The sequence below is a fragment of the Commensalibacter papalotli (ex Servin-Garciduenas et al. 2014) genome, assembly GCF_000527695.1.
Taxonomy (GTDB): domain Bacteria; phylum Pseudomonadota; class Alphaproteobacteria; order Acetobacterales; family Acetobacteraceae; genus Commensalibacter; species Commensalibacter papalotli.
The window spans coordinates 428,890-441,084 of record NZ_ATSX01000001.1 but is presented as its reverse complement, the minus strand read 5'-3'; the positions used below and the strand labels follow the sequence as shown (position 1 = coordinate 441,084).

Annotated in this window: 12 protein-coding genes; 3 read left to right on the top strand and 9 right to left on the bottom strand. The window is 39.3% G+C overall.

Going from position 1 to position 12,195, the window contains the following annotated elements; translation table 11 throughout:
* Window positions 1-48: 48 nt before the first annotated feature.
* The 9 genes from COMX_RS01955 to secA all read right to left on the bottom strand — a co-directional run bounded on the left by COMX_RS01955 (window position 49) and on the right by secA (window position 8,625).
* Window positions 49-1,062: a hypothetical protein gene (locus tag COMX_RS01955; protein WP_034336413.1), complete on the bottom strand. Its 1,014-nt coding sequence runs from the start codon at window positions 1,060-1,062 to the stop codon at window positions 49-51.
* Between the two features lie 18 nt (window positions 1,063-1,080).
* Entirely contained in the window at window positions 1,081-1,581 is a 501-nt protein-coding gene (gene tolR, locus COMX_RS01950; RefSeq protein WP_034336410.1) for a protein TolR, read from the bottom strand.
* A gap of 4 nt (window positions 1,582-1,585) precedes the next feature.
* Window positions 1,586-2,365 (bottom strand): protein TolQ, encoded by a 780-nt coding sequence (tolQ, locus tag COMX_RS01945; RefSeq protein WP_200867595.1) that lies wholly within the window; start codon window positions 2,363-2,365, stop codon window positions 1,586-1,588.
* Between the two features lie 112 nt (window positions 2,366-2,477).
* Window positions 2,478-2,954: a YbgC/FadM family acyl-CoA thioesterase gene (locus COMX_RS01940; protein WP_235176738.1), complete on the bottom strand. Its 477-nt coding sequence runs from the start codon at window positions 2,952-2,954 to the stop codon at window positions 2,478-2,480.
* A gap of 1 nt (window position 2,955) precedes the next feature.
* A complete protein-coding gene (ruvB, locus tag COMX_RS01935) occupies window positions 2,956-4,017 on the bottom strand; it encodes a Holliday junction branch migration DNA helicase RuvB (protein WP_034336408.1) in 1,062 nt (353 codons plus the stop codon).
* Window positions 4,014-4,649 carry a Holliday junction branch migration protein RuvA gene (ruvA, locus tag COMX_RS01930; RefSeq protein WP_034336406.1) on the bottom strand — a complete coding sequence of 212 codons (636 nt, stop codon included), beginning with the start codon at window positions 4,647-4,649 and terminating at the stop codon, window positions 4,014-4,016. The genes ruvB and ruvA overlap by 4 nt, the downstream gene beginning before the upstream one ends.
* Window positions 4,646-5,152 carry a crossover junction endodeoxyribonuclease RuvC gene (gene ruvC, locus COMX_RS01925; RefSeq protein WP_034336403.1) on the bottom strand — a complete coding sequence of 169 codons (507 nt, stop codon included), beginning with the start codon at window positions 5,150-5,152 and terminating at the stop codon, window positions 4,646-4,648. Before ruvC ends, ruvA begins: the two co-directional genes overlap by 4 nt.
* 5 nt (window positions 5,153-5,157) lie before the next feature.
* Window positions 5,158-5,907: a YebC/PmpR family DNA-binding transcriptional regulator gene (locus tag COMX_RS01920; protein WP_034336402.1), complete on the bottom strand. Its 750-nt coding sequence runs from the start codon at window positions 5,905-5,907 to the stop codon at window positions 5,158-5,160.
* Between the two features lie 45 nt (window positions 5,908-5,952).
* A complete protein-coding gene (gene secA, locus COMX_RS01915; protein ID WP_034336399.1) occupies window positions 5,953-8,625 on the bottom strand; it encodes a preprotein translocase subunit SecA in 2,673 nt (890 codons plus the stop codon).
* Between the two features lie 299 nt (window positions 8,626-8,924).
* Here secA and COMX_RS01910 point away from each other — a divergent pair, with 299 nt between their 5' ends.
* From COMX_RS01910 to argJ, 3 genes are all read left to right on the top strand, one after another.
* On the top strand, window positions 8,925-9,878 hold the full coding sequence (locus tag COMX_RS01910) for a peptidylprolyl isomerase (RefSeq protein ID WP_051461785.1): 954 nt from the start codon (window positions 8,925-8,927) through the stop codon (window positions 9,876-9,878).
* Between the two features lie 18 nt (window positions 9,879-9,896).
* On the top strand, window positions 9,897-10,829 hold the full coding sequence (locus tag COMX_RS01905; protein WP_034336396.1) for a peptidylprolyl isomerase: 933 nt from the start codon (window positions 9,897-9,899) through the stop codon (window positions 10,827-10,829).
* Between the two features lie 125 nt (window positions 10,830-10,954).
* Window positions 10,955-12,190 (top strand): bifunctional glutamate N-acetyltransferase/amino-acid acetyltransferase ArgJ, encoded by a 1,236-nt coding sequence (argJ, locus tag COMX_RS01900; protein WP_034336393.1) that lies wholly within the window; start codon window positions 10,955-10,957, stop codon window positions 12,188-12,190.
* Window positions 12,191-12,195: the final 5 nt, after the last annotated feature.

Here is a 12,195-nt window from a genome sequence, read left to right as displayed (position 1 = left end):
GATAATACAGCTATGCCTTATCATCAAACTTCCCTTTATCACAAAAAATTAAGGACGGAATACAAACTTAACCGTATTTCTTTTACCCAATAAATTAGTTGGAATCGGTAGCTTAGAGCAAGTTGGATTTAACACTGCATCTCTGGAACGCTCTGCAAATGCACGATAAGCTGGATCACTATTCATTTTCGCCTGGGTTGCTGCATCAAATTTAACAATACGCGCTTCACCTGTCTCATCCACAGTGACTTCCATATGAGCAATATTATTTGCATAATCCTTCGCCGCTGTATCTTGTGTATAACAACGTCTTACTGAGGATGCGATTTTACCCTGCTGTCCTTTAGAAAGCCCTTTGGTAATATCCCCATTACGTGCGCCACCACCATTTGGTGCACCTCCTTGTCGAGGGTTCGCAGCAGATTTAGGAGGATGTGTTTGCTTTTGATCTGCACGATTTGCGCTTATGGCTGCTTCCAATGTAGAAGTATCAGGCACTTCTTGCGTTGCTTTTTCGGGTTTTGTTATTTTAGAAAATGTTTGATGTTCTGTTGGTAATGCATCAGGCATCGGTGAAGGAGATGGTGGTGCCGGAGACTTAGACTGTGACGACGATGTCAAAGGTGCTACAACTGGAGGTAATGTGACCGCAGAATCAGCAGGCGAATCCATCGCTTGTTCTTGAACAGGCTGAACGTTTTCCATTTTTGCAACAGATTGCGGAGGTGGTGGTAATGGTTGTGGCGGCGGAGGTACTGGTGGTGGTTCCTCAGTTGGCGCATCTATTGGTTTCGTTGGTGCTGGTGGTGCATCTAATTTTTCAGGCGCAGGTGCATTTGGATTGGGAGAATCAGTCTCTGCCTTAGCAGGAACCTCTTGCCCACTATTATCGCTTTCAAATTCGACCTCAACAGGTTGCTCTTCAGGAGGTTTGGGTGGAGGAGCGGATTGAAAAAGAAAAGGCAGCAAAAGCATTAACACAACAACACTTAGGTGCGTTCCGATAGATGCGACAATAGAACAACCAAAAAGTTTACGTTCAGAACGATACATACCCAGCATCGATAAAGATCCCTTAGATTAAGGATTACGAGAAGGTGCAGCTGGTGGCAATGGTGCTGGTTGTTGCCCCCCAGCAGGCGCTGATCCAGAACTAGGCATCTGAGCCAACAATGCAACATGGGTAAACCCACCTGCCGTAATACGGCCCATAATTTCCATCACACGTCCATAATTAATATGCTGGTCGCCCTTTACAAAGATGCGATGCTCTGGGTCATTTTGTGATACAGCGCGCAACTGATCAACCAACTGGTTCATATCCACCACATTATCGCCCAAATATACAGAGCCATCTTCTTTGACAGTTACAGTAATGGGTTTCGTATCTGCATTAACAGGCTTTGCATCTGTCTTTGGCAAATCCACGTTAATACCGCTGGTCATCATCGGTGCAGCGACCATAAAAATAATCAATAATACCAACATAACGTCAACCATTGGAGTCACGTTAATATCTGCCTGAGGGCGACGACGTCCTCGCCCACCCCTACCAGATCCACCTTGAACAGAAAATCCCATTAATTTATTCCTGGTTTTCTACAGCGTCAGATTTACTTGAAGAAATTGATGCTTCGGATTGACGAGAAAGAATTGCAGAAAATTCAGTTGCAAACCCCTCTAAACGTTCAGCAAACAAATTTAACTTATGACTAAAAAAGTTGTAAGCCACAACGGCGGGGATAGCAGTCAGCAACCCTAGGGCTGTTGCAAACAATGCTTCTGAAATCCCAGGAGCAACCACCGCAAGGCTGGTGTTATTTGACTGAGCAATTGATGCGAACGCATGCATAATTCCCCAAACTGTACCAAACAGTCCAACGAATGGAGCCACTGGCCCAACGGTTGCAAGTAAGGTTAACCAACGTTCTAAACGTTCCATTTCCCTGGTAATGGTAATAGACATCGCACGATCGATACGTTGTTTTACTCCATCACTGCTCATATCAAGACCAGTAATACGTGCAGATCTGCGCCATTCCCCCATACCTGCACTGAATACTGCAGCCATTGGATGATTAGGTTTCACTCCATACTGATCATAAAGATCATCAAGACTACCACCTGACCAAAACAAATCTTCAAATTCATCAGCCTGACGTTTTGTTTTGCGAATAGTAATAATTTTATCGAAGATAACTGCCCATACCCAAATACTGGCAATAACCAAACCAATCATCACTAACTTAACAACAAGTGCCGCGTGAATAAACAATGCCCAAGGGGATAAGTCTGCTGCTGGTGCAGCCAAATTTGCTGCATTAATCGTTGGATCCAAAAATGCCTCCTGCACTATGAATCTCATTAGCATCTAAAATTGATACTAATGAGGCTAAGATTTTATTTCTCTATAAAACAAGTGTTAACTATTTTTGCAAACAAAAACAATCTCGTTTTCATTTGAATGAAATTTTCTTTTAAGAGTTAACTTCACTTAATGCATCAAAAATCTTTTGCCAATTACGTGGAAATGGAGATGGGGTATAATCACTCTTTTTAAGACACACAAGTTGTAACTTAATTTCAGTCACGATCTCATCCTCACGCGAGAACACTTGCGACAACCAACAACTTGCCCCTAGAGCTGTTATTAAGCTGGTTCTTACATTCGCCATATCATCAAGGAAAAGCGGTTTTTTATATTGAATCTCCATTTGGCGAACAACTAAAATTTGTCCATATTCATAATATAGCTCTGCAACAGTTCCACCTAAACGACGGATACATTCTGTTCTTGCACGTTCTGCAATTCCTAAATATTTTGCATGATAAACTACACCACCAGCATCTGTATCTTCATAACAAATTCTAAATTGATAGTTTTGGATCTCATCTTTGGACATTAATCGTGCTTTTGTTAACACTTCGTCGCCTTCTTGCGCCATAATTTCCATTTTACTCTCCTTCTTCTGTCGTATCATTTAATAGATCAAATTGTGTCGTAATAGAAGGCGGCGGAACTAAATTTAAATGTTTCCATCCTCTTTCTCCTAGTACACGTCCACGACTCGTTCGCAAAACCAAACCTTCTTGAATCAAATAAGGCTCTATTACATCTTCCAATGTATCTCTGGATTCTGCCAAGGCTGCTGCTAGCGTTTCTACACCAACAGGCCCCCCATGATGAAATTCAGCAATACGCATAAGATATCGCCGATCCATCGCATCAAGCCCCATTTGATCGACTTCTAAGCGTGATAAAGCCGCATCAGCAAGCTTGCTATTCACAGCTTGCCCCTCTTTATGGGTGATTAAAGCAAAATCTCGAACACGTCTTAACAAACGCCCCGCAATACGAGGCGTCCCCCGAGAACGTCGTGCAATTTCCACGGCACCATCATCCGTTAATTCAAAACCCAGTTTTCTAGCGCCACGAGCAACAATCAACTTTAGCTCTTCTGGTGTATAAAAGATTAAACGCAAAGGAATGCCAAAACGATCCCGCAATGGAGTCGCAAGCAACCCAGAACGGGTTGTTGCAGCAACTAGTGTAAAGGGGGGTAAATCAATCCTGACTGATCGAGCAGCAGGCCCCTCACCAATTATTAAATCAAGTTGAAAATCTTCCATCGCAGGATATAAAATTTCCTCAATAGAAGGATGCAAACGATGGATTTCATCAATAAATAAAACATCTCTTGGCTGTAAATTTGTTAAAATAGCAGCCAAATCCCCTGCCCTTTGTATCACAGGACCAGAAGTTGCCCTGAACCCAACCCCCAGCTCTTTAGATACAATTTGAGCCAAAGTTGTTTTACCCAAGCCTGGAGGGCCATGTAAAAGCACATGATCCAGCGCTTCCTCACGCTTACGAGCTGCTTGAATAAAAATAGACAAATTTTCTCTTGAAGTTTTTTGTCCAGTAAACTCAGACAAAGACTGCGGGCGTAAAGCAACCTCAAAATTATCTTCTGGTCGTTTCGTTGCATCAAATGGGCGGTTCTCAAAAGAGTTCATCTTGCTAACTCTTTTAAAGATTCACGAATCACTAAATCTAATTCTGAACCTTTACCTTCTTCGTTTAAACGCTTAATAACTTTAACAACAACAGGTTGAGATTCCACGCGACGAAATCCCAGACCTTCCAAAGCCAACAGACAATCTGATAATATCTGCGTTGTTTTAGGGATAGATTCCTTACCTTTTACCTCTGAAGCTATCACAGATACCACTTGATCTGATAATGAAGCAACCTTACTACTCAACTCCGTCAAAATACGAACAGCAAGCCTTGCACCTACCCCTGGCGCACGTGTTAATGTAGCTTTATCAGCAGTCATAATTGCTGTGCTGATCTCATCAGGGGAAAGTGTTGATAAAATAGAAAGAGCCATGCGTACCCCAACCCCTTGAACCGTTGTTAAGAGGCGAAACCAGTCCCGTTCAAAGCTATCGGCGAATCCATAAAGCAAAATAGCATCTTCACGGACAATGGTTTCAATTAAAACTCGGGCAACTTCGGGTGCTCTGGGTAAACGAGATAAAGTACGATTAGATACAAAAACCACATACCCCACACCATTTACATCAATTAAACAGCGATCAGCCTCGACCTGTTCAACTAATAATCCTGTTAATTGCCCAATCATGCCATCACCTTCCCAAGTGCAATAGAATTCAAGCTAGTACGATGATGTGCATGACAAATCGCTATTGCCAAAGCATCTGCTGCATCTGCCTTTTGTATGACAGCAGTAGGTAAAATACGCTTAACCATCATAGTAACTTGATCCTTGGTTGCAGCACCCGTACCAACAACAGCTCTCTTAACTGTTTTTGCACCATATTCAATCACGCACAAACTACGCTTGGCTGGAATTAACAATGCAACTCCCCTAGCATACCCTAATTTCAATGTTGCTGTACCATTTTGGTTAACATAAGTTTCCTCAACCGCAGCTTCATCAGGAGTATATTGTTCAATTAGTTTTTCTAAACCATCTGATAAAACACAAAGACGCTCGGGAACTGCTGTTTTACTGTCCGTTGCCAATACCCCACCAGCAACATAAGAAAGACGATTTCCTTGAGCGTCTATAATACCCCAACCTGTAAAACGCAGACCAGGATCAATCCCTAGAATTCTAACCACAAAATTTAAACCGATAACCGTTCTGCAACATCATCAGGAAGATCAAAATTAGCAAAAACGTTCTGCACATCATCATGATCTTCTAGTGTATCAATTAATTTTAACAAAGTTTGAGCATTATCTTCAGTTAACGTCACGGTATTGCTTGGACGCCATTCAATTTTAGCGCTCTCTGGATCACTAAATTTACTCTCCAAAGCGTCACGAACCGCAAAGAAATTTCCCATTGGACAAGTAATTTCATAATAACCATCGACCAAATCAACATTTTCAGCCTCAGCTTCAATTGCGGCCTCAAACATAGCATCATATTCAGCAACTGATTCTGGGTAGGTAATCACACCTAAACGTTCAAACATAAAAGAAACTGAATTCATTTCCCCTAAAGAGCCGCCATATTTATTAAAAGCTGCACGAACATCAGATGCTGTACGGTTACGATTATCTGTTAATGCCTCTACGATAATTGCAACTCCAGCCGTGCCATAACCCTCATAGCGCACCTCTTGAAAGTTATCCCCTTCACCGCTACCTGCAGCTTTTTTGATTGCACGGTCAACGTTATCTTTGGGCATATTTACCGCCCTGGCTGCAGCAACAGCAGCCCTTAGACGTGGATTAAATGCAGGATCAGGTAATCCTGTTTTCGCAGCAACGGTAATTTCACGAATAATTTTGGCAAAGTCTCTTGCTCTACGTGCATCTTGGGCACCTTTACGATGCATGATATTTTTAAATTTAGAATGTCCAGCCATAAATTTTTCTCTTAATTCTCTCTAATCTTTAAATAAACTTAGTAACTAAGCCAAACTGCCATGACAATGTTTGTATTTCTTACCTGATCCACAAGGACAAAGCGCATTACGAGGAATATCGTCCCCTTGCTCAAGAATTTCTGTCCACTCTTTAGAAATATCTACCTCATCACCTTGTGAACTTTGCAAAGAGTGTCCCTCGGGAAAATCATCAGCAGGTGCTTCATCATCCGTTGTGACATTCACTTCTACTCTACATAACGTAGAAATAACGCGTTCATTCAACTCGTCCAACATATAATGAAATAAGTTAAAGGCCTCTTTTTTATATTCATTCAAAGGGTCTTTTTGCCCATAAGCACGAAGACCAATTCCTTGACGCATTTGATCAAGGCGTAAAAGATGCTCTTTCCAAACACCATCCAAAGTCGTCAGTAAAATTTGCTTTTCAACATAACGCATTATCGAAGCACCAAAATTCGCAGCTCTAATCGCGTGAGCATTTTCTGCGGCTTCTTTGATACGATTTTCAATATCATCAATACTGATTGTTGGTTCTTCTGACCATTCTTTAATAGGTAAATCTAAGTTAAGTAAGCGCTTAACTTCAAGAGTTAATTCTTCTGTCTGCCATTGTTCAGCGAATGATTTTTCTGGTAGATAATTTAAAATCATTGATGTAATCACATCATTACGCATGTTCGTAATAGTTTCAGATACATCTTCCAAAGTCATATATTCACGACGTTGAGAATACACTTCTTTACGTTGATCATTAATAACATCGTCATATTTCAACGTATTTTTACGCATATCAAAGTTGCGTTCTTCAACTTTTTTCTGTGCTTTTTCAAGGGCTTTGTTAATCCAAGGATGTACAATAGCCTCCCCTTCTTTTAAACCCATTTTTTGGAGCATTCCGCTCATTCGCTCAGAACCAAAAATACGCATCAAATCATCTTCTAAAGACAAGAAAAACCGTGAATTTCCTGGGTCTCCTTGACGACCAGCACGACCACGCAGCTGATTATCAATACGACGACTTTCATGACGTTCCGTTCCAATAACAAATAGGCCGCCATTACTTTTGACCTGTTCGTGATCTAATTTTGTATGTTCACGTAACTCTTGTTCTTTTTGTTTACGTTCTTCTTCGTCCTCAATATCTGAGAGTCGTTGTTGAATAAGCATTTCAACATTCCCCCCAAGTTTAATATCCGTACCACGACCTGCCATATTGGTTGCAATTGTAATTGCACCAGATCCACCCGCCTGCGCAACGATCTGTGCTTCTTTTTCATGGAAACGTGCATTTAACACATTATGAGGAATTTTCTTTTTTGTTAATAAGTTAGAAAGAATTTCGCTTTTTTCAATGGACGTCGTTCCAACCAAAATGGGTTGTTTTTTTGCATGAATTTCTTCGATTAATTTACTAACTGCTTCATATTTTTCATTCGCACTTAGATAAATTTCATCATGCTCATCTTGACGTTGAACTGTCAAATTTGTTGGAATGGAGACAACATCTAGCTTGTAAATTTCTGCAAACTCATCAACTTCAGTCATTGCTGTTCCCGTCATCCCAGATAATTTAGGATACAAACGGAAATAATTTTGGAATGTAATTGACGCTAATGTTTGATTTTCTTGCTGAATCGTTACATGCTCTTTGGCTTCCAAAGCTTGATGCAAACCATCAGAATAACGACGACCATCCATCATACGCCCAGTAAACTCATCAATCAGCACAATTTTATCGTTACGAACGATATAATCGACGTCTCTAGCAAATAAAGTATGGGCTCTCAACGCTTGTTGCATATGATGAACCAAGGCAACATTATGGATGTCATAAAGCCCCCCTTCACGTAAAACCTCTTTGTCACGTAAAGTTGCTTCGATACGTTCTGTTCCTATCTCAGTCGGAATAACAGTTTTGAATTTCTCATCTTTTTCGTAATTTTCAGGATCTTTGACAATCTCTTTGATAATTTCATCAACAGATCTGTATAAATCCGAACTGTCATCGGCAACGCCAGAAATAATTAACGGAGTCCGTGCTTCATCAATTAAAATAGAATCAACTTCATCGACGATCGCATAAAAAAAGTCACGTTGAACCATTTCATCAAAACTATATTTCATATTATCGCGCAAATAATCGAAACCAAATTCGTTATTTGTACCATAAGTAATATCTGCTTGATAAGAAGCCTTACGTTCGTTGTCATTAAGATCGGCAACAATTGTACCAACCGTCAACCCAAGAAAATTATATAAACGCCCCATTTCTTCTGCATCACGAGAAGCAAGATAGTCATTTACTGTAACTACATGCACACCCTTAGCTGGCAAAGCGTTCAAATAAACAGCAAGTGTTGCTACCAGTGTTTTTCCTTCACCCGTACGCATTTCTGCGACTTTACCATCATGAAGAACCATCCCACCAATAAGCTGCACATCAAAATGACGCATACCCAAAACGCGTTTTGATGCTTCTCTGACTACAGCAAAAGCTTCTGGTAACAACGCGTCTAACTCTTCACCATCAGCAAGACGCTTGCGAAATTCAATCGTCTTATTGGCAAGAGCCACATCATCCAAAGCTTGTATTTCAGGCTCCAGACTGTTAATTTTAGGCACTCGCCGTTGATAGGCTTTTAATGAACGCTCATTAGAGGTGCCCATAATGGCACGGGCAAATTTTGCAAACATCAATATTTTCCAAACAACGACCCCGTAACTCTGCCTGTCAGCACAAGGTCCGTCAGTAATCTCATTTAAACTTAACCAAATTCAGGCAGAACTAAGTCAACAATAATTATATTTAAAAAGCTTTTAATATCATATCATAGACATTCGTGAATATATATTTTTTTAATATTCTTTACTTTGTCTCACTTCACCAAATAATCAAATTTGACTAAAGACAATTTTTTTTTCATGTGATATAATTGCCCTCAAGTATAATTTGTTAAAACAAACACTAACTTTATCATTTTTAAGGTATTTTTATGTCTATTTCTAATAAAACTTTTCGTTTTGCGGCAAGTCTTTTAATTACATCAAGTCTTTTTAGCACTGCTTTAATGGCCGCTGAACCAGCTAAAGAACCTGCTAAGCCTGCTAAAGCTGAAGTTGCAGCAGCAACAAACGATGCTTCTTCTTTGGAAAATGCAGATAAAAGCACAGTCCTCGCAACGGTTAATGGTCAAAATATTACTGTTGGTGATGTTTTAGATGCTCGGAAACTATTACCTGCTCAATTAAGCCAAATCCCTACTGGTGTTTTATTGCCTATGATGGTTGATCAAATGGTTGACCAAAAAGCTGTTCAACAAGCTGCAGAAAAAGCAAACTTGGAAAATACGCCAGAAGTTCAAAAACAATTAAAACTTGCTAAAACAAGTATTATTCAAGATGCATTCTTGAAAAATAAAGTTGAACCAACAATTACTCCAGAAGCAATCAAAAAATTCTATGATGAAAATTATGCAAATAAACCACCTTTAAAAGAGGCTCATATTCGTCATATTCTTGTAAAAACACAAGCAGAAGCTGAAAAAATCATTAAGGAATTAAAAGCTGGTAAAAAATTCGCTGATCTTGCAAAAGCAAGTTCTATCGATAAAGCAACAGCTGGTCAAAATGGTGGCGATCTTGGTTGGGTAAAAGCTGATGAGCTTGTTCCTGATTTCTCCAAGGCTGCATTTGCAATGAAAGCAAACACAACCAGCACCACGCCAGTAAAAAGTCCATTTGGTTACCACGTTATTCAAGTTTTAGCGTATAAAGAGGTTCCTGTTCCTCCATTGGATAAAGTAACACCAATGATCCGCCAAAAGCTAATCCAACAAAATGTTAAAACTGTTATTGATGACACAGTAAAACAAAGTCAAATTACTAAGAATGATGCTGTGATTAAAAAATATACCATTCAACCACCCTCACCTCCTACTGCTCAATAAGGTTGAATTTAGATAAAAATGATTGTTTTATTTCGTAATAAGAAATTTATTTTTTATATTTTTACGATTACTCAAACAATCATTTTTTCTTATCCAGTAAAGGCCATATCCGCTCTTTCTTTACCTAATGATAACTTTTCTTCTTCTTTGTTAAGCACATCCGAACCAATCAAAGCACCACCAAGTTCATTAGAAATTACAAATTATCCAAAGCAAATATTAGCACGTGTAAATAATGAACCTATTACGGTAGAGGATGTAGAAGCTTTAGTTTCTAATCTACCCCAAGAATTAAAATCTCTACCAAAAGAATTGTTATATCCGCAACTTATTAAGCAACTTATTGTTGACCGTGCATTAATGGTTGCAATTCAAAAAGATGGAATTGATAAGCAGCTCTCCGTTCAGCAAGATATTCAAGTTGCGACTAAAAATCTGGTTCAACAAAAACTTTCACAAGCTTATTTTTTCGAAAAACTAAAACCTTTTTTAACAGAACAAGCAATTCAACATTATTATAACGCGCATTATTTACATCAACCGCATGTCAAGGAAGTGCATTTACGTCAAATTATTGTTCAAACTCCAGAAATAGCCCAGATTATTTTACAAAAACTCAAAGATGGACATACTTTTACCGATCTTGCCAGTATTTATTCTATTGATTTACAAAATGGAAAAATAAAACAAGGAGATATAGGTTGGTTTAAAGAAGACACCTTAACACCTTCTATTGCCCAAACCATCTCTGTTTTGCACAATGATGAATATACAAAAACACCTATTAAAACGGATTATGGGTGGGTGTTATTTCAAAAAATTAACGAGCGTTATAGCTCAACTCCACCCTTAAATTCTGTCAGGCAAAGCATTAAAGAACAAATAACCAAAGAAGCAATTATGAAATTATACGAAGAAAGCTTGAAAAAAGTTCATATTATAGAATATTAGTCTTTATAAGATTACACGCTATTGATTATATTCTTAAAAATATCATTATTAAATGTTATTTCTGTTTTATTATTAATCCAATATTTTTTAATCTTTTGCACTTCATTGACAAAGGTCTTTTCATTATGAGTAAACTTCCAACCTCTCCGCTAGCGGTTGCTCTTCCTTCATTACCTCCTGTTCCTGGAGTGCGCTTGGCTTCTATTGAAGCAGGGTTGAGATATTCGGGGCGCTTGGATTTAACTTTGATGGAATTTGCACCTTCTACAACGGTTGCTGGTGTATTTACTAAAAACAAATGCCCTGGAGCCCCTATCGATTGGTGTCGTAGCGTTTTAAGCAATGGTACAGCCAGAGGATTATTGGTTAATGCAGGTATTGCCAACGTTTTTACAGGCAAAGCTGGCTTTGAAGCAGTTCAACATTCTGCTGAAGCTGCTGCAAAAGCTATTGGCTGTCATGCAGAAGAAATATTTGTAGCCTCTACAGGTGTTATTGGTGAACAATTACCTTATCAAAAAATTGTACATATTATACCAAAACTCTATCAACAACTTGATGATAATCAGTGGACAGAAACAGCACAAGCGATCTTAACCACAGACACCTTTGCCAAAGGCTATTCTTTGAAAACCAAAATTGGCACAGAAACGGTCATTATTCAAGGAATTGCAAAAGGCAGTGGCATGATCGCCCCTGATATGGCAACTATGCTTTCTTTTGTAACAACAGATGCCAAACTGCCCGCGTCTGTTTTACAAGCATTATTGTCGGAAAAAGTTAAAACAACCTTCAATGCAATTACCGTAGACTCTGATACCTCCACCTCTGATACGCTCCTCTTATTCGCTACAGGCATTGCCAACACTCCTGAGATTACCGATGCTTCTGATCCACGCCTGACTGATTTTGCAAATAGCCTTGAAAAAATACTGAAAGAGCTTGCTTTATTAGTTATCAAAGATGGTGAAGGGGTCAGTAAACTGATCGAAATTACCGTTGATGGAGCCGTCAGTCACGAATCTGCCCATAAAATTGCGATGGCTATAGGTAATTCACCACTTGTCAAAACTGCGATTACAGGTGAAGACGCCAATTGGGGGCGCGTTGTTATGGCTGTTGGAAAAGCTGGAGAGCCTGCTAATCGTGACACTTTATCCGTTTCTATTGGTGGGGTTTGGGTGGCTCATGAAGGTGGGGTTTTGTCTGATTATGACCGCACAATAGTTGATCGTCATATGTCAGAAGAAACCGTTAAAATTAAAGTTGATCTTCATTTGGGAAATGGTACAGCAACGATATGGAGTTGTAATCTTACCAAAGGATATATTGACATTAATGGCTCTTATCTTCGTTCTTAATTTTT

Excerpts from the sequence above, each read along its gene's own strand:
- COMX_RS01955 (WP_034336413.1), bottom strand. The coding sequence starts at position 1,062 with ATGCTGGGTATGTATCGTTCTGAACGTAAACTTTTTGGTTGTTCTATT.
- tolR (WP_034336410.1), bottom strand. The coding sequence starts at position 1,581 with ATGGGATTTTCTGTTCAAGGTGGATCTGGTAGGGGTGGGCGAGGACGT.
- tolQ (WP_200867595.1), bottom strand. The coding sequence starts at position 2,365 with ATGAGATTCATAGTGCAGGAGGCATTTTTGGATCCAACGATTAATGCA.
- COMX_RS01940 (WP_235176738.1), bottom strand. The coding sequence starts at position 2,954 with ATGGAAATTATGGCGCAAGAAGGCGACGAAGTGTTAACAAAAGCACGA.
- ruvB (WP_034336408.1), bottom strand. The coding sequence starts at position 4,017 with ATGAACTCTTTTGAGAACCGCCCATTTGATGCAACGAAACGACCAGAA.
- ruvA (WP_034336406.1), bottom strand. The coding sequence starts at position 4,649 with ATGATTGGGCAATTAACAGGATTATTAGTTGAACAGGTCGAGGCTGAT.
- COMX_RS01920 (WP_034336402.1), bottom strand. The coding sequence starts at position 5,907 with ATGGCTGGACATTCTAAATTTAAAAATATCATGCATCGTAAAGGTGCC.
- secA (WP_034336399.1), bottom strand. The coding sequence starts at position 8,625 with ATGTTTGCAAAATTTGCCCGTGCCATTATGGGCACCTCTAATGAGCGT.
- COMX_RS01910 (WP_051461785.1), top strand. The coding sequence starts at position 8,925 with ATGTCTATTTCTAATAAAACTTTTCGTTTTGCGGCAAGTCTTTTAATT.
- COMX_RS01905 (WP_034336396.1), top strand. The coding sequence starts at position 9,897 with ATGATTGTTTTATTTCGTAATAAGAAATTTATTTTTTATATTTTTACG.
- argJ (WP_034336393.1), top strand. The coding sequence starts at position 10,955 with ATGAGTAAACTTCCAACCTCTCCGCTAGCGGTTGCTCTTCCTTCATTA.